Source organism: Nostocoides vanveenii (assembly GCF_039531165.1).
In the GTDB taxonomy this organism is placed as follows: Bacteria; Actinomycetota; Actinomycetes; order Actinomycetales; family Dermatophilaceae; genus Nostocoides_A; species Nostocoides_A vanveenii.
This window is the reverse complement of the sequence record NZ_BAAAPN010000104.1, coordinates 67,354-83,223: the sequence shown is the minus strand read 5'-3', so window position 1 is coordinate 83,223 and position 15,870 is coordinate 67,354. Positions and strand designations below refer to the sequence as shown.

Sequence of the window (15,870 nt, the reverse complement as noted above, 5' to 3'; positions counted from 1 at the left end):
GCGGTCATCATCACCCGAAGCCTGCTCCGCCGAGCCTGGACGACCCACCGCTGGGACACCCGACCCACCCGACGACCCTGACCTATCCGCGCGATCTCTTAGTCGAGTCGGCAGAACGTTGTCAGGTCCGGGCGAGCGAAGCGGGCCCGAGCGGTAGCGACAGGCAACGACGTCAGACCTCCGGATGTCAGGCGTGGAACGTCATCTTCCGAAGACCTCGACCACGATCTAGCCACCGTCGCGCCGGAGTCGCTTCGATCAACGAGTACACCTCATCAGAAGCCCGTTGCCAAGGCCTTGCTCCGTTGTGAGCGACGACGTCGTGGGGATGGGGATCTCAGTCAGTGCAGGGCGCCGAGCTCGACGAGAAGAACGCCGGCGATGATGAGTGCGATGCCGCCCATCATGAGCGCGGTGAGCGGCTCCTTGAAGAGGGCTTTGGACGCGACGGCCGTTAGGGCAACTCCGGACGCTGCCCAGATGCCGTAAGCGACACCGAGGCCCAGGCCCTCATTAAGGGCGAGGGTGAGAAACGCGAAGGCCAGGAGGTAGCCGCCGGCGACGGCGGCGTAGTAGGCGCGGACGCCAGTAGCTGCCATGCGCAGCGAGAGGGTAGCGCTGACCTCGGCAATGATGGCTCCGAGGAGGAACAGGTAAGCCATCAGGTGGCTTCTTCGAGGTTCTTGACCGCGTGCTGGGAGCCGAGTTCGACGGTGAGGACGCCGGCAATGATGAGGACGATGCCGACGCCCATGAGTGCGGTGAGGGTTTCATCGAAGATCAGCGACGACATCACGGCGGTGGTGGCGACACCGAGGGCGCCCCAAATGCCGTAGGCGACGCCCAGCGCCATGCCCTGACGCAGAACGAGGGCGAGGAGAATGAACGAGGCGATGTAGCCAGCCGCGACGAGCACGTACAGTCCGGGTCGATCGAGTGCTCCCTTCAGCGACAGCGAACCGGCGACCTCGCTGAGGATGGCCCCCGCGAGCAGTAGCCACTTGGTCATGAGTTCTCCTGGATGAGGTGGTGTGCGAGTGCTCGAATGGCGTCGGTGTCCTCGTCGGATAGGGCGATGCCGTTGCCGGCGGTGTTGAGCCAGATGCCGTCGGCCAAGAGTCGGACGCCGTGGAGGCGGGCCCGCTGGTCGGCCGGAAGGGTCTCGGGGACGTCGACCCAGGCCCCCATGCGGCTGTTCCATCGCTCGGTGAGCGGCTCGCGCAGGCGGGGGTCGGTGAACATGACCAGGTCGCCGTAGTCGAACGGCCCGTCGCAAGCCCAGTCAACGTAGGCGGCGAGGCGTTCGCTGATCGTGGGTACGTTTGGGTTGGTGGTAGCCAGGCGGGCGGCCAGATCCCGCTCGTAGCCGTCGAGGAGGTAATCGATGACGGCGGTCATCAGTGCTTCCTTGGTTGGGAAGTGGTACATCAGGCCAGCCTTAGTGATTCCTGCAGCGCGAGCTGCGGACACCAGGGAGACAGAGGCGCCAGTGCGGGCCCACGCAAGAGTGCTGGCGAGAACGCCGCCTCGCGCCGACGGTCGGTGGGCAGGTGCACTAGTACTCATATCGACAACTCTACCTACCGGTAGGGTAAGTAACAAACTCATGGTGAGCTGGGCCTCCCGAGCTGAGCGTCAGCATGCTAAGAGCGTGACCGCCCGGCACCTACGACGCCCCGGCCAAGGCGATCAACGGATGACTCGAACACCTCTGTGACTTCCGCGCGTGGGTTCCGAAACCTCATCAACTATCGCTAGGCCACTACTCAAAGCCGGCGACTTCCAGACCGCGACTACACCCTCGATTGGGATGAGCCCGTTATGGGCGGTCGCCTCGCCCGCAAGGGCAGGCCTTTGGGGAAGGCGCGCACCCGGAGTCTCGCCCTCATGCCGATGGTCGGGCGGTTGTGAATCGGCGCTTGTAGCGCCATAATGGCGCCATGCCGAGTGTTCAGATCAAGGATGTGCCCGAGAGCACCCATGCGGTGTTGCGCCAACGGGCCGCAGCCGCGCACCAGTCGTTGCAGGAGTACCTGCGTTCCCGGCTGATCGCTGAGGCCAGCCAGCCGACTTTGGAGGAGGTCCTCGACCGGGCCGGCGGGCGCTCCGGCGGATCTGTCCCGCTCGCAGACGCGGTCAAGGCTGTGCAGGGGGATCGTGCTCGTCGTTGACGCCAGCGTCCTTGCGGTCGCGTTGGCCGATGACGGCCCGGACGGGGATGCCGCTCGCACCCGGCTGCGGGGTGAGACGTTGGCCGCCCCAGAACTGGTCGACCTTGAGGTCGCCTCTGTACTGCGTCGACAGAACCGTGCCGGGATGCTCGACAACCGCCGGGCGGATCTGGCCATGACAGACCTCGGGGCGCTGCCCATGCACCGCGCCTCGCATCTGGCGCTGCTACCACGCTGTTGGGAGCTGCGGGACAACGTGACCACCTACGACGCCGCCTACGTCGCCCTGGCCGAGGCGCTGGATGCGACGTTGCTCACTGGCGACCGGCGCCTTGCCCATGCGGCCGGCCCCACCTGCACCATCGAACTGCTCAGAACGCCCCGCCGCGGGCGTTGAGCACCGCCCTGATATGCCGCCTAGGGGTGACAACGTCAGGCAGTTGGCCACAACACGACGCTGGCAACCGACGTCGTCTGCGAAACTGATGGCGTGAGCATCAGCAGGCCAACGCGGGTCTATGCAGCCGTCATGCTGGCCCTGACCCCGAGCCTCATTCTTCCAACATCGGACTTCGGACAACCCATGGAACTGGTGTTGACGGTTCTTGGCGTCCTCGCGCTCATTGGAGCCCTGCCGTCGCTCGTCGTTGCCGGCGTCCCGCTCTACCTGGTTGGCAACATCGCCGCGGGTGACCCGTTCTTCCTCTCGGGGTCGGCCCTCGTGTTCGGACTTGCCTACGTCACCTCGGTCCTGATCAACGCCGCGCTGCTCGAGCTGCTCATGCGGCGTCGAACAGTGGGTGGAGCGAGCCGCGCTTCCGTCGTTACCGACTAAACCCGGACATCCGCTCATGCCGCATTGAGGACGTGGCTAGCCTTGGCGCGCGAGGGCGATCTTGCACGACTCCACCGAGCGGGACGATCTCTGCAATGTTCGCCGCACGACATCGTGCGGTCTTGGCTGCATCTCGACAGTTTCATAGGTGTCGAGATGCAGCGAAGATTGCAAAGTGGCGTGACTATTGCAGCAATAACGCGCAGCGTTGCCCTGCTCCGGGTGACCAAACGTGACGTTATGTCTGCTTCGCTCGCCGCCGAGGCAGCTGACGCGCCGATCTGGGTGCCGCTACGGGGTAGGCAGGTTGATGGTGAGCGTGCTTCCTTGGTCCGGGCCTGAGCTGGCTGCGGTGAGGCTGCCGCCGTGGGCGTTGATGATGGCCCGGCTGATCGTCAGGCCGATGCCTGAGCCGGTGCGGTCGTGCGTGCGGGCGGAGTCCGCTCGGTAGAACCGCTCGAAGGCGTGCTCGAGCTGCTCGGGGGTCATGCCGTCACCGTTGTCGCTGACGGTGATGCTGACGTGGTCGCGGTCGCTGACGGCCGAGATGATCACGGTGCCGCCAGCCGGGGTGTGGCGTAGGGCGTTGTTCAGGAGGTTGGTCAGGACCTGTCCGATGCGGCTTCTGTCCACCAGCACCTGGAGTCCGGCCACTGGTCGATCGTCGACGAGGAGATTCACGCCTTTGGCGGCGTACCGGTCGCGGATGCCTTCGTGTGCGGCCCAGAGCAGGTGGGACACGTGGTGGCTGCGGAGGTCGAGCGCAAGTCGGCCTTCCTCTGCGGTGGAGACTTCGTCGATGTCGTCGGCGAGACGGGCCAGCCGTTGGGTTTGTTCCTCCAGTGCGGCCCTGGACTCGGGACCGAGGCTGGTTACGCCGTCGTGGAGGCCTTCGTGGTACGCGCTGATGGTGGCGATGGGGGTGCGGAGTTCGTGGGCCAGGTCCGAGAGCATTCTGCGACGGGTGTCTTCGACGCTGTCGAGCCGGGCGGCCATGGTGTTGAAGGCTGCGGCGAGCGTTTCGAGTTCGGTGCCGGCAGCGATCGCAGGGACGCGTGTGGCGTAGTGCCCGAGGGTCAGTTCGCGGGCCGCGTGGGTGACTTGCTCGAGGGGGCGGCGCAGTCGGCGGGTGAGGAACCAGGTGACGGCGCCTGCGGCGAGCAGCGAGATGAGCAGACCGATCCCAACGGAGATGAGGGATGAGTCGCGGTAGGCCATCTCGATGTGCACGAGCTCGGGGGAGTTCTGCTGGTGTCCGGCTTCGAGAAGGTGCTGGTGGAAGATCGGGGGTCCGATGACGGCTGCGACCAGTCCCACGGTCAGCGCGCCGGCCACCAGGACGATGGCCTGCCCGGCCAGGAGCCTGGTCGCGAGGCCGGTCGACGAGGGACTGTGGGTGGTGGTCATCCTTGTCCCATCCGGTAGCCGATGCCTCGCACGGTCGTGACGTAGCGGCCGGTGTCGGGGTCGTCGCCGAGTTTGCGGCGCAGGTGGGCAACGTGGACATCGACGAGGTGCTCGTCCCCGACCCAGTCGGTTCCCCAGATGTCATCGATGAGCTGGCGACGGGTGAAGGCCATCGTGGGTCGTCGAGCCAGCGTGATGAGGAGGTCCCGTTCCGTCGGAGTGAGGGCCACCTCGGTGTCGGCCAGGTGGACGCGATGACCGTTAAAGTCAACACGGAGTATCCCGACCACTCGGATCGGTTCGCTGCTCGGGGTCTCTGATGCGCTCGTGGGCCCGCTCCGGGGGCGGCGCAGCACGGTCTGGACGCGGGCGAGGAGTTCGCGGACGCTGAACGGTTTGGTGACGTAGTCGTCCGCGCCCACGGACAGGCCGATGAGGGTGTCGACCTCGTCCTTGCGGGCGGTGACGACAATGACGTAGCAGTCGGAGAAGGTTCGGATCTGGCGGCATACCTCGATGCCATCCAGCCCGGGCAACCCCAGGTCGAGGATGACGACGTCGGGGGCGTGTTCGCGCACGGCCTGCACCCCGTCGGGTCCGGTGTGGACGGTCGTCGTGGCGTACCCGGCCCGGGACAGGTAGGCGGCGATCAGGCCGGCCAGCGTGGTCTCGTCCTCGATGACCAGCACCCTTGTCGGTGGTGGTGTGGGGTTCGTGCTCACCGCCTCAGTCTCCCGGCTCAAGAGCGAACCTCGTCCACTCCCGGCCTTCTCAGGGGACGATCTTCGTCAAATCTCAACGTGACCACGGCCGGGCCTTGAGGTCGCCCACGGACAGTGGTCATGTCCGCCTCCTCGAGGCCGACCAGACAGCGTTAGGAGAGCACCGATGATGTGGGGCAACGGGTACGGCATGGGCTGGTGGATGTGGCTGCTGATGGCCGCCGGAACCCTGACGTTCTGGATCGCCGTGGTCCTGGTGGTCCGCGCCCTGCTCCCGGCCCGGAATCGGCAGGGGGGCGGCATGGATCGCCCCGATCCGTTGACGCTGCTCAAGGAATCCCTGGCGCGCGGCGAGGTGAGCGTCGAGGAATACGAGCAACGACGCCGCCTGATCGTCGATGGCCACTGACCCCACCGTGAAAGGCACCATGACCTCCCCCCTGCTCTCGCGACGCAACATCCTCCTCGGCGGATTCGGCATCGCCGCCACCGCCACCGTGGCGGCATGCACCACACCGGCGCCGGGGAAGGCAGGTATGCCGTCGCGCACCTTCGGCGCCCCTGCCCCGCTCTCCCCGTCCCCGAGCCAACGTCTCGTCGAGAAGACTTTGGTGGCCAAGCCGGTCAGTCTCGACCTCGGCGGTCGAATCGTGTCGACCTGGGCGTACGACGGGACCCTCCCCGGGCCGCTGGTCCGGGCCACTGCCGGGGACTTCCTGCGGGTGTCCCTGGACAACCAGCTCCCGGCCGACACCACGATCCACTGGCACGGGATCCGGCTGCGCAACGCCGCCGACGGCGTGCCCGGCCTGACCCAGGACCCGATCAGCTCCGGAACCAAATACGTGTACGAGTTCACCGCACCCGACCCGGGCACCTACTTCTTCCACCCCCACGTCGGGGTCCAGCTCGACCGAGGCCTGTACGCACCGATGATCATCGACGACCCGAACGAAGCCGGCGACTATGACGCCGAGTGGATCGTCGTCCTCGATGACTGGATCGACGGCACCGGCACCACACCCGATGACGTCCTCAAGAAACTCATCGCCGACGGCGGCCCCGCCTCCTCCGGCGGCATGGGCGGGATGGACCACGGGTCGATGGGCGGCATGGACCATGGGTCGATGGGCGGAATGTCGATGGGTACGCCCCCGTGGGGAGATGCCGGGGACGTGACCTACCCGTTCTTCCTGATCAACGGCAAACCACCCACCGACCCCGATGTCCTGACCGCCAAGCCGGGTCAGCGGATCCGGTTGCGCGTCATCAATGCCGCCTCTGACACCATCTTCACCGTCACGCTTGGCGGACACCGGCTGACGATCACCCACAGTGACGGCCACGCCGTCGAACCGACCGAGGTCGGCGCGTTCTACATCGGGATGGGTGAACGCTATGACGCGATCGTCACCCTCGGCGACGGCGTGTTCCCGCTCGTGGCCCGCCCGTTCGGCAAAACCAGCGGCGGCCAGGCGATCGCGGTGGTCCGCACCGGCAGCGGCAGCGCGCCCGCCGTCGACGCCGCTCCGGCGGAGCTGTCCGGGCAGGTCCTCATCGGCTCCCAGCTGCGGCCGGCGGAGTCCGCGAAACTACCGGACAGGGCCCCGGATGCCACCGTGGACCTGGCGCTGCAAGGCTCGATGAAGCCCTACCAATGGGGCATGAACGGCGCCAAGTTCGGGGAGAACGAACCACTGACCGTCAAGGCTGGCCAGCGGCTGCGGATCAACGCCACGAACCAGACGATGATGACCCACCCGCTGCACCTACACGGGCACACCTTCGCCCTGCCCTCCGGGCTGCGCAAGGACACCGTCCTCATGGCGCCGATGCAGTCCTTCGCGATCGACCTGGACGCCGACAACGCCGGCGACTGGATGATCCACTGCCACAACATCTACCACGCCGAAGCCGGCATGATGATCGCGCTGGAGTACGCGACATGAACACCCGCGCCCGCCGTCGGTTCCTCCTCGCCGGTAGCGCCCTCGCGACACTGGCCGTGCTGACCGCCTGTGGTTCCACGGGCGCCGCCACCCCCTCGGCACGCGGCGGGTCCCCTGCCACAGCGCCCGCCGCCACGGCCGCGGCAACGTCCCCGGCGGAGACTTCGTCGAGCCGGCCTCCCGTGGCGATCACCCACATCCACGCCGTGGCCCGCGACCCCAACTCCGGGGAACTCCTCCTGGCCACCCACGAAGGACTCTTCCGCCACGTCAACAGCGAGTTGGTTCAGAACGGCCAGGTCATCGACCTGATGGGGTTTGCCGTCGCCCCCGACGGCACCTACTACGCCTCCGGACACCCCGGCGCCGGGGTCGATCTCCCACAGCCGGTCGGACTCATCACCTCCACCGATGCCGGCCGAACCTGGCGAGTGGCCTCCCGCGGCGGCCAGTCCGACTTCCACGCCCTGACCGCCGGCCCTGCCGCGGTGGTCGGCTTCGACGGTGTCCTTCGGTCGAGCACCGACGGCACGACGTGGACCACCCGCTCGATCCCGGCTCCGCCGCGCACACTGGCTGCGGCCCCCACCTCGGGGACCCTGCTCGCCACCACCGAAGCCGGGCTCCTGGCCAGCAGCGACACCGGCAGCACCTGGCGACCACTGTCCCCGCCCGGGACCGCCCTGGCCGTCACCTGGGCCGACGAGAAGACCATCGTCATCGCCACCACAACCGGGCAGTTGGGCGTCAGCAGCGACGCCGGAGCCACCTGGAGTCTCAACCCCACACGCATCGGCCCTGCCGAGGCGCTGCATGCGCGGCGCGGCAGCGACGGGGGCCTCGAGATCGTCGTCGTCGCCGACAGCAAGGTCTTGCGCACCCTCGATGGCGGCACCACCACCGAGAACCTCCTGCCCTGATCCGGCGACGCGATCTTGACCAGACCTTCACGCCACCACGGCCCCACCTCGGCAACGGCCTTCCAGGCTGAGAACACCGAGGCGGCACGCCCCTGGAGTAACCCCAAGGAGATCAACGATGAACCACTCGGCACGACGACCCGACGAGTACGTCGCCTTCACCACCCCGACCAGCACGTCGGCCCCTGAGGACACCCAGCCGCCACGCACGAACCACGGTGCCCGCCATCACTGGCTCATGTGGCTGATGTGCCTGCCCATGGTGCTGCTCGTCGGTGTCCTCATCGCCACCGGCCGCCTCGGCCTCGGCGGCCTGATCTACGCCGCCGGCTGCCTGCTCATGATGGGCCTGATGATGGCTTGGATGAACCACGGCAACAACCAACCCAAACACTGAGACCACCGCATCGCCATGTGAACACCGAACGAACATATACCCCATGGGGGTATACTGGGAGCGTTTCCCCGAAGCAGAGAGGGTGTCAACCATGACCTCGACCCAGTCCTATCTCGTGACCGGAATGACGTGCGCGCACTGCGAAAGCAGCGTGCGTGAGGAGGTGTCCAAGGTGACCGGTGTCCGTGACCTGACCGTCGACGCCGCCAACGGCGAACTCACGATCACCAGCGATCTCCCAGTCGACGACGCAGACGTCATCCGCGCGGTCACCGACGCCGGCTACGCCGCCAGCCGTCGCTGACCCACACGATCCGGCCCTTCATTTCAGGGACATCCCGAGCGCCCGTCAGGAGCAGCGGACATGCAGCACGAACACCAACTCGCCCCGCACGACAACGTGCCCACCCGACCGGGCGCGACCGACCCCGTCTGTGGGATGGACGTCGACCGCGAGAGCGTGCTGACCCTCGAGCACGACGGCACGGCATACCACTTCTGCTCCCAGAGGTGCCGCGACCGGTTCCAGCAGGACCCATCCGCCTATGCCCAAGCCGTCGGCGGCCCAGGCGGCATCCCCCCCGCGACCTCGCCAGTGCGGGGTGAGGTCGCGGAGTGGACCTGCCCGATGCATCCCGAGATCCGCCGACCCGGCCCCGGGTCGTGCCCGATCTGTGGGATGGCCCTGGAACCGGTCACTGTTACCGCTGACGCCGGGCCCAGTCCGGAACTGGCCGACATGACCCGCCGCTTCTGGGTCGCTACCGCTTTGACGATCCCCATCGTCATCCTCGAGATGGGCCGCCACTTCGTCCCGTGGCTGCACGACCTGATCCCGGCCACCGCCTCGGTGTGCGCGCAACTGCTACTGGCCACCCCGGTCGTGCTCTGGGCCGGGTGGCCCTTCTTCGTGCGCGGCTGGGCCTCGGTCCGGACCCGTAACCTCAACATGTTCACCCTGATCGCGATGGGCACCGGCATCGCCTGGCTGTTCAGCCTCGTCGCGACACTCGCGCCGGGGATCTTCCCCACCTCTTTCCGCAGCGACGACGGCACCGTCGACGTGTACTTCGAGGCCGCTGCCGTGATCACCACTTTGGTCCTCCTCGGCCAAGTGCTCGAGCTGCGGGCCCGCGAGCAAACCTCCGGGGCGATCAAGGCACTGCTCGACCTCAGCCCCAAGACGGCCCGTCGCATCACCGACAGCGGCGACGACGAAGAGATCCCGCTGGACGCCGTCCAACGCGGCGACCGGCTCCGCGTCCGCCCGGGCGAAGCCGTCCCCGTCGACGGGACCGTCATCGATGGCCGTTCCGCTGTCGATGAGTCCTTGGTCACCGGCGAGTCGATGCCGGTCACCAAGACCACCGGCGACCCCGTCATCGGCGGCACCATCAATGGCAGCGGCGCGCTGATGATGGAAGCCGAAAAGGTCGGGATCGACACCATGCTGTCCCGGATCGTGGCCATGGTCTCAGAAGCGCAACGCTCCCGCGCACCCATCCAGAGGATGGCCGACAAGGTCGCCGGCATCTTCGTGCCCGTCGTCATCGTCATCGCCATCATCGCGTTCATCGTGTGGGGCCTGGTCGGACCCGACCCCAAACTGGCACACGCCCTCGTCGTTGCCGTCGCCGTGCTGATCATCGCCTGCCCCTGCGCACTCGGACTGGCCACACCCATGTCGATCATGGTCGGCGTCGGCCGCGGCGCGGGACTAGGCGTGCTGATCAAGAACGCCGAGGCGCTCGAGCGTATGGAGAAGGTCGACACCCTCGTTGTCGACAAGACCGGGACCCTTACGGAGGGCCGGCCCACCGTCACCGGCATCATCACCACCGGCGAGTGGCCCGAGGACGACCTGTTGCGCCTCGCGGCCGGTGTCGAGCGTGCCTCCGAGCATCCGCTCGCCTTGGCCATCGTCGAAGCCGCCACCGTCCGGAGCCTGCCCGTCCCCGACGTCACAGACTTCGACTCACCAGTCGGCCGCGGCGTCATCGGCACCGTCGAAGGGCGAGTCCTGGTCCTCGGCAGCTCCGACTTCCTCAACTCCCACCACATCGACACCGCCGATCTCAGGGACCGTGCCGACGAGCTGCGCGGCGACGGAGCCACCGTCATCTACATGGGAGCCGATGGCTGGCTCGTAGGCCTCTTCGCGATCGCAGACCCCATCAAGGCCACCACGCCGGCCGCGCTGAAGGCACTGCGGGAGGAAGGCATCCGGATCGTCATGCTCACCGGCGACAACAAAGTCACCGCCCACGCTGTGGCCAAGACGCTCGGCATCGACCAGGTTGAAGCTGAAGTCCTGCCCGACCACAAGAGCGACATCGTCACCAAGCTCCGGGGCGAAGGCCGCGTGGTCGCGATGGCTGGCGACGGCGTCAACGATGCCCCCGCACTGGCTGCCGCTGACGTGGGCATCGCGATGGGATCGGGCACCGACGTCGCCCTGGAGAGCGCTGGAGTCACCCTCCTCAAGGGCGACCTCACCGGCATCGTCCGTGCACGCGAACTCTCCGAGAAAACCATGCGCAACATCCGACAGAACCTGTTCTTCGCGTTCGTCTACAACGCACTCGGCGTCCCCATCGCCGCCGGCGTCCTCTACCCCGTTTTCGGAGTCCTGCTCTCACCGATCATCGCCGCCGCAGCCATGGCCTTATCGAGCGTCAGCGTCATCGGCAACGCCCTCCGCCTCCGCGCACAAACAATCACCTGAGACCACGCCGGAGGGCCACGCACGGAGACTGCACGACCCCACCGGACGAGCCGATCTCTGCAAAGTGCCCCGCACGACATCAAGCACTCTTCGCTGCATCTCGACACTGATGTCGAGATGCAGCCAAGATTGAACTGTCGAGATGCACGCAATCTTGTAAGAACGGCAGTTCATTCTAAGAATTAGCCGACGTCATGCATCTCGGGCGTGTTATAGGTCAAGGGTTATGGCTCTGAGTGCTCTGATCAGAACGCCGCGAGGCGATCCTCTCGATCTGGCGCAGGACCCTCCGTTGGCGCAGAAACTACGTAGCCGAGCTCCTCGAGCACCCGCACTGCTTCGCTCGGGCAGTCGCGGACGGCGGCCCCCGTTTGGTGGCGGCGCCACTGAACGCGGTTGGTCCGGAGGACTCCACGCCAGGTAGGGCCTGGCTTGGCTCCGAACTCCTCTTCGATCATCTGAAGTACGTCCTCGATCGTCGGACGAAACCGATGGCCGCCCGTGGGAAAGTGGATCCGTGACATCCGTGCTGCCTCAAGCTCGGAGTCAGGGGCAGCCTGCCTGCGAGACACACCCGAGACGGCGGCGAGTGTCATTACGCGGGTGAACTGATCACGATGAGCGTGGACGTGCAGATGCCCGGCTGGAAGCCCATCACCTTGATCGTGGACGTACTCGTACCTGAAGAGGGGATCGCCCTTCGGGCGGCTCCCGGCATAGACGGCGACCTTGGAGTTCAACACCTTGAGGTATCGACCCGCACCGTCGAGTTCACATCGGTAGTTCACCTCCAACGCGAGAGTGCCCACTTCACCGATTGGGATTGCGATTCCGTCCGTGTCGTCGGACACCACGAAACGTGAACCACTACTCGTCGCCTTGAATGGCACCGTCTGGCCGATGAAGGATGACACAGCGTCGGAGATGCGACGAGCGAACGCTGCGGATTCCTCCTCAAGCGTACTCACGCGGTCTGGAGCCACCTTAGGTCTCGGATACGGCGAAGCACCTGGTACAGGTCGGCGTCGAGCGCGTCCGCAGCAGCGAGGTGTTCAGCAAGGTCGACGGTCATGCCGAGCTCTGCTTCGAGACGGCGAAGCTCTTCGGTGAGCTCGGACGGCGTCATGTACTCAGTCGTGGACGATCCCATGTGCGCACCTCCAGATCGTGGTTGTCAACTATGACAGACGATAGGCGTTGGCACTGACAACCCGTCCGTCACGTGCAGGCATCACACTGGCCGGTCGTTGGCAGAGCAACGAAGCACCGTGGGCAGGTGGCGGTCACGGGCCTCAGTTCACGAACCGGTGTTGGCTGCTCGTTCTTCGCCGCCTTCGCGGGTACGCCTGAGCGGGCAAGGGTCGTGCCCCTTCCCAAGCGCCGGAGAGCAGCCTCGGCCTGCTTCCTCTTCTTCCACATCGGCGACCCCTTGCTCACCGCAGCGCCGAGTCGTGGCAACCCGAGTCGCTTGAGGTCAGCACGAACGGCCTTCACAAGCCGCCGGTCGGCAAGGCACGAGTCGCAGTGAGCCACTCTCGGTCGTCCGATCGGCTTCGAGCAGGCACGACACTTCCTCGGGCCCTTGTCCGGACCGATGTCGCGGATGTCCTTGCCCGGGGCCGTGGCGCGTTCCGAGGCTGTGACTCCGGTGAGTCGCTTGTTACGCACCGACGCGCCGCCGCTGTGGAGAGTGACGCGGCTGCGTGGCCGGATGAATGCCATCGTCAGGCCATCGATTCTTTGCGGAACTCGTCGTAGGTGCCCGCCAGATAGCGAACCAGCGAGACCTGGAAGTCCGGGTTCGAGAAGAACAGGTCAAACAGCACCCCGTTCTTGTCGTGCCTGTCGATCAGCAGGTCCTTCACCTTCTGCTCGAGCACCATCTCGAACTGGCTGCGGTCGTTGTTCAGGGCGACTTCGCGCATCTCATCGTCCTCCTTGACGACAACCCACTGCTGGTCGACCCAGACCTTGTCGGCCTCCCCGAGGTCGGCGCCGTACTTGTCGTTCATCGCCGAGATCAGCGCCGACAGCTTGTCCAGCATCGGTTCGGTCAGCGAACCCTTGCCCTCGCCCGGCAACGCCACCCCGGGCGCGTCCGATCCGGCCAGCTCGATAGCGGCTTCCGAGGTGACCGCGATCCGCAGGTGCGTCAGCTGGACCGATTTCGAGATCTGCGGCATGGGGCTGTTCTCACCCGGCGGCAGCTCCAGCAGCAGCAGCCGGCCATAGAGGAACAGCCGCTCCCAGTCGGTGTCGGCCCACGGCATGACCTGAGCGACGAACGCGTACGCCCGGCAGAAGTGCTCCAGCGTCCGCCGGAACTCCTCCGCCCTTTCCGCCTCGAGCGCCGCGAACCGCCCGACCGCCGGCTCGAGGTTCGCATACAGCACAGACTGCAAAGCTGGATCCTCGGACAGCAACGCTGCGACCGTCGCCTCCATCTCCGGCATCGACAGCACCCCAGCCGCCATCAGGTCGTGCTCCATCGTCGCCAGCGCCTGCGGATCGGTCGGAGTGGAGAACGACTCCTCGAAGAACGGCTCGAACGCCGCCTTGATCTCATCTGCCGAGTTGGCGAAGTCCAGGACGAACGTGTCTTCCTTGCCCGGATGCGTGCGGTTCAGCCGCGACAGCGTCTGCACGGCTGCCACGCCGGACAGCTTCTTGTCGACGTACATGGTGTGCAGCAGGGGCTCGTCGAACCCGGTCTGGTACTTCTCTGCGACCACGAGCACCTGGTACTCCGGCCCGTGGAACTTCTTCGGCAGCTGCCCCTCAGAGAATCCGTTGATCGAGGCCTCCGTCACGGCCGGAGCCTCCGGTGCGTCCGGATCCATCAGCGATCCCGAGAAAGCCACCAAGGTCCTCAGCGGACGTTCCCCCTGGTCGTACCCCTTTTTCGCGATGTATGCCGCCAGCGCCGCCTGCGTCCGCACCGCGTGCAGCCGCGACCGGGTCACCACCATCGCCTTGGCCTGCCCATCGATCTTGCCCGCGGTCTTCTGCCGGAAGTGCTCGATGATCACCTCGGCCTTCGCGTCCAACGCGTACGGATGCAGCGAGGCAAACCGGGCAAGGGCCGCGCGACCCTTGCTCGACTCCATCTCCGGATCGTTGCGCGGGTGCGCATTGGCGAGCTTGTAGTACACGCCGTACGTCGTGTAGTTCGCCAGCACGTCGAGGATGAATCCCTCCGCGATCGCCTGCCGCATCGAGTACGTATGGAACGGCCGCTTGTGCCCGTCGGCCCCGACCTGCCCGAACGTGTCGAGTGTCTTCGGCTTCGGCGTCGCTGTGAACGCGAAGAATGACAGGTTCTTCTGCTTGCCCCGGTGCCGCGCGCTGGCGAACAGCGCCTCGTCTGCGGCGTCAATGGAGGCGTCGTATGCCGCCTGCTCGGCTTCCGCAGCCGCCTCCAATTCGTCGTCGCGGTCGCCCGAACCGAGGACCTTCTTCAGCTTGGCGACCGAGTCTCCGCTCGATGAGGAGTGGGCCTCGTCGACGATCACTGCGAACCGGCGACCGACTACGCCCTTGGTCCCGCCGTCGGCGACATCCTTGGCTGGCAACTCGGCGACGACGGGAAACTTCTGCAGCGTCGTGATGATGACCCGTGCCGCGTGCCCCTCGAGGGCTTCCTTAAGCTGAGCCGAGTTCTCATCGATCCGCACGATCGTGCCGGGTGTGTGCTCCAAGCCGGCAACGGTGTCCTGGAGCTGTCGATCGAGCACCTTGCGGTCGGTGATGACCACGACCTTGTCGAAGATCGGCGCGTCATCGGCGCCGTGCAGGCGCGAGAGCGCGTGAGCGGTCCAGGCGATCGTGTTCGACTTTCCCGACCCGGCCGAGTGCTGCACGAGCCGATCCACTCCGGCGCCGTCACGGTAGGTCGCTTCGAGGATCGAGCGCACCGCGTGCCACTGGTGGAAACGCGGGAAGAGGGTCTTTTCGCCTTCGACGTGGATGAACGACCCGAGTAGGTCCAGCCACGCGTCTCGCTGCCACACCTGCTCCCAGAGATATGCCGTCTGGTAGCCCGTCGTCACGGCCGGGTTACCTGCGGTGCCGGTGTTGCCAGCGCCGTCACTGCCCTGGTCGAAGGGGAGGAAGACCGTCGCCTCACGGGCAAGCCGCGTGGTCATCGCCACCCGGCGCGGGTCCACCGCGAAGTGCACCAGCGTCCGGGCCCGGAAGATGAGGTCTTGCGGGTTGCGATCGGCGCGGTACTGCGCCATCGCGTTCTCGACGCTCTGGTGCGTCAGCGGGTTCTTCAACTCGGCGGTCGCGACCGGGATCCCGTTGACCACCAGGACCATGTCGAGCGAGTCCGAGGTATTCGACTCTGAGTGGTGAAGTTGGCGGACGACACCGAGACGATTCGCTGAATACCGTTGCGTTTGCTCGTCATTGAGGCTGCTGGCCGGCTTGAAGAAGCACAGGCGCACGTTGACACCCGAGTCCTTGACCGGTGAGCGAAGCACGCTGATCGTGCCGCGGTGGTCGAGCGCGTCAATGACGACCTTGAGGAACTTCTCGCGAGCCGTCGCCTCGCCACCATGCCGGGTGACCAACTGCTCCCACTGCTTCGGCTGGGAAGTCTGGACGAAGGCGATGACCTCGTCCCCGAAGACGCCAGACCTGCGGTCGTATGCCACGGGCTCCAGCTGGTTCCAGCCGTGGCTGAGCAGGTGCGCCTCGATGTTCGACTCGAACACCGACTCCTTCGTGATGCTCATGCGTA

At 66.3% G+C, this 15,870-nt stretch carries 17 protein-coding genes; 9 read left to right on the top strand and 8 right to left on the bottom strand.

Annotated features, from left to right (window positions below; all coding sequences use genetic code 11):
- Positions 1 to 341: 341 nt before the first annotated feature.
- From ABD209_RS18270 to ABD209_RS18260, 3 genes are read right to left on the bottom strand one after another with little or no spacing between them, the layout of a single operon-like run.
- Positions 342 to 662: a DMT family transporter gene (locus ABD209_RS18270; protein ID WP_006947550.1), complete on the bottom strand. Its 321-nt coding sequence runs from the start codon at positions 660 to 662 to the stop codon at positions 342 to 344.
- Positions 662 to 1,009: a DMT family transporter gene (locus ABD209_RS18265; RefSeq protein WP_344069061.1), complete on the bottom strand. Its 348-nt coding sequence runs from the start codon at positions 1,007 to 1,009 to the stop codon at positions 662 to 664. Before ABD209_RS18265 ends, ABD209_RS18270 begins: the two co-directional genes overlap by 1 nt.
- Entirely contained in the window at positions 1,006 to 1,428 is a 423-nt protein-coding gene (locus tag ABD209_RS18260) for a TetR/AcrR family transcriptional regulator (protein ID WP_170119972.1), read from the bottom strand. Before ABD209_RS18260 ends, ABD209_RS18265 begins: the two co-directional genes overlap by 4 nt.
- Positions 1,429 to 1,940: 512 nt before the next feature.
- Here ABD209_RS18260 and ABD209_RS18255 point away from each other — a divergent pair.
- From ABD209_RS18255 to ABD209_RS18245, 3 genes are all read left to right on the top strand, one after another.
- Positions 1,941 to 2,171 carry a FitA-like ribbon-helix-helix domain-containing protein gene (locus tag ABD209_RS18255; protein ID WP_159902648.1) on the top strand — a complete coding sequence of 77 codons (231 nt, stop codon included), beginning with the start codon at positions 1,941 to 1,943 and terminating at the stop codon, positions 2,169 to 2,171.
- Positions 2,158 to 2,568 carry a type II toxin-antitoxin system VapC family toxin gene (locus ABD209_RS18250; RefSeq protein ID WP_159902646.1) on the top strand — a complete coding sequence of 137 codons (411 nt, stop codon included), beginning with the start codon at positions 2,158 to 2,160 and terminating at the stop codon, positions 2,566 to 2,568. Before ABD209_RS18255 ends, ABD209_RS18250 begins: the two co-directional genes overlap by 14 nt.
- A 93-nt stretch (positions 2,569 to 2,661) precedes the next feature.
- The gene (locus ABD209_RS18245) at positions 2,662 to 3,006 is read left to right on the top strand and encodes a hypothetical protein (protein ID WP_159904121.1); all 345 of its coding nucleotides are present in this window, start codon (positions 2,662 to 2,664) and stop codon (positions 3,004 to 3,006) included.
- Positions 3,007 to 3,297: 291 nt separating this feature from the next.
- On the opposite strand, the gene ABD209_RS18240 is transcribed toward ABD209_RS18245, so the two are convergent.
- On the bottom strand, positions 3,298 to 4,413 hold the full coding sequence (locus tag ABD209_RS18240; protein WP_344069048.1) for a sensor histidine kinase: 1,116 nt from the start codon (positions 4,411 to 4,413) through the stop codon (positions 3,298 to 3,300).
- A complete protein-coding gene (locus tag ABD209_RS18235) occupies positions 4,410 to 5,135 on the bottom strand; it encodes a response regulator (RefSeq protein ID WP_344069046.1) in 726 nt (241 codons plus the stop codon). Before ABD209_RS18235 ends, ABD209_RS18240 begins: the two co-directional genes overlap by 4 nt.
- A 166-nt stretch (positions 5,136 to 5,301) precedes the next feature.
- On the opposite strand from ABD209_RS18235, the gene ABD209_RS18230 reads away from it, so the two are divergent.
- The 6 genes from ABD209_RS18230 (at position 5,302) to ABD209_RS18205 (ending at position 11,126) form a co-directional block, all read left to right on the top strand.
- Positions 5,302 to 5,544, top strand: a complete 243-nt coding sequence (locus tag ABD209_RS18230) for an SHOCT domain-containing protein (protein WP_010849399.1) — start codon at positions 5,302 to 5,304, stop codon at positions 5,542 to 5,544.
- A gap of 19 nt (positions 5,545 to 5,563) precedes the next feature.
- On the top strand, positions 5,564 to 7,084 hold the full coding sequence (locus ABD209_RS18225; protein ID WP_344069039.1) for a multicopper oxidase family protein: 1,521 nt from the start codon (positions 5,564 to 5,566) through the stop codon (positions 7,082 to 7,084).
- Positions 7,085 to 7,266: 182 nt separating this feature from the next.
- Positions 7,267 to 8,004 (top strand): F510_1955 family glycosylhydrolase, encoded by a 738-nt coding sequence (locus ABD209_RS18220; RefSeq protein WP_344069036.1) that lies wholly within the window; start codon positions 7,267 to 7,269, stop codon positions 8,002 to 8,004.
- Between the two features lie 118 nt (positions 8,005 to 8,122).
- Positions 8,123 to 8,401, top strand: a complete 279-nt coding sequence (locus ABD209_RS18215) for a hypothetical protein (protein WP_344069033.1) — start codon at positions 8,123 to 8,125, stop codon at positions 8,399 to 8,401.
- A 91-nt stretch (positions 8,402 to 8,492) separates the two neighbouring features.
- Complete coding sequence (locus tag ABD209_RS18210) at positions 8,493 to 8,705, top strand: heavy-metal-associated domain-containing protein (protein ID WP_344069030.1); 213 nt, start codon at positions 8,493 to 8,495, stop codon at positions 8,703 to 8,705.
- A 60-nt stretch (positions 8,706 to 8,765) separates the two neighbouring features.
- Positions 8,766 to 11,126: a heavy metal translocating P-type ATPase gene (locus ABD209_RS18205; RefSeq protein ID WP_344069027.1), complete on the top strand. Its 2,361-nt coding sequence runs from the start codon at positions 8,766 to 8,768 to the stop codon at positions 11,124 to 11,126.
- Between the two features lie 245 nt (positions 11,127 to 11,371).
- Here ABD209_RS18205 and ABD209_RS18200 read toward each other — a convergent pair whose 3' ends face one another.
- The 3 genes from ABD209_RS18200 to ABD209_RS18190 form a co-directional block, all read right to left on the bottom strand.
- Positions 11,372 to 12,094, bottom strand: a complete 723-nt coding sequence (locus ABD209_RS18200) for a hypothetical protein (RefSeq protein WP_344069024.1) — start codon at positions 12,092 to 12,094, stop codon at positions 11,372 to 11,374.
- The gene (locus tag ABD209_RS18195) at positions 12,091 to 12,276 is read right to left on the bottom strand and encodes a hypothetical protein (protein ID WP_344069022.1); all 186 of its coding nucleotides are present in this window, start codon (positions 12,274 to 12,276) and stop codon (positions 12,091 to 12,093) included. Before ABD209_RS18195 ends, ABD209_RS18200 begins: the two co-directional genes overlap by 4 nt.
- Positions 12,277 to 12,850: 574 nt before the next feature.
- Entirely contained in the window at positions 12,851 to 15,865 is a 3,015-nt protein-coding gene (locus tag ABD209_RS18190) for a type I restriction endonuclease subunit R (protein ID WP_344069020.1), read from the bottom strand.
- Positions 15,866 to 15,870: the final 5 nt, after the last annotated feature.

What these genes read in the sequence shown, in the direction of transcription:
- ABD209_RS18270 (WP_006947550.1), bottom strand. Translation starts at nt 662, where the DNA reads ATGGCTTACCTGTTCCTCCTCGGAGCCATCATTGCCGAGGTCAGCGCT.
- ABD209_RS18265 (WP_344069061.1), bottom strand. Translation starts at nt 1,009, where the DNA reads ATGACCAAGTGGCTACTGCTCGCGGGGGCCATCCTCAGCGAGGTCGCC.
- ABD209_RS18260 (WP_170119972.1), bottom strand. Translation starts at nt 1,428, where the DNA reads ATGTACCACTTCCCAACCAAGGAAGCACTGATGACCGCCGTCATCGAT.
- ABD209_RS18255 (WP_159902648.1), top strand. Translation starts at nt 1,941, where the DNA reads ATGCCGAGTGTTCAGATCAAGGATGTGCCCGAGAGCACCCATGCGGTG.
- ABD209_RS18240 (WP_344069048.1), bottom strand. Translation starts at nt 4,413, where the DNA reads ATGACCACCACCCACAGTCCCTCGTCGACCGGCCTCGCGACCAGGCTC.
- ABD209_RS18230 (WP_010849399.1), top strand. Translation starts at nt 5,302, where the DNA reads ATGATGTGGGGCAACGGGTACGGCATGGGCTGGTGGATGTGGCTGCTG.
- ABD209_RS18225 (WP_344069039.1), top strand. Translation starts at nt 5,564, where the DNA reads ATGACCTCCCCCCTGCTCTCGCGACGCAACATCCTCCTCGGCGGATTC.
- ABD209_RS18215 (WP_344069033.1), top strand. Translation starts at nt 8,123, where the DNA reads ATGAACCACTCGGCACGACGACCCGACGAGTACGTCGCCTTCACCACC.
- ABD209_RS18210 (WP_344069030.1), top strand. Translation starts at nt 8,493, where the DNA reads ATGACCTCGACCCAGTCCTATCTCGTGACCGGAATGACGTGCGCGCAC.
- ABD209_RS18205 (WP_344069027.1), top strand. Translation starts at nt 8,766, where the DNA reads ATGCAGCACGAACACCAACTCGCCCCGCACGACAACGTGCCCACCCGA.
- ABD209_RS18195 (WP_344069022.1), bottom strand. Translation starts at nt 12,276, where the DNA reads ATGGGATCGTCCACGACTGAGTACATGACGCCGTCCGAGCTCACCGAA.
- ABD209_RS18190 (WP_344069020.1), bottom strand. Translation starts at nt 15,865, where the DNA reads ATGAGCATCACGAAGGAGTCGGTGTTCGAGTCGAACATCGAGGCGCAC.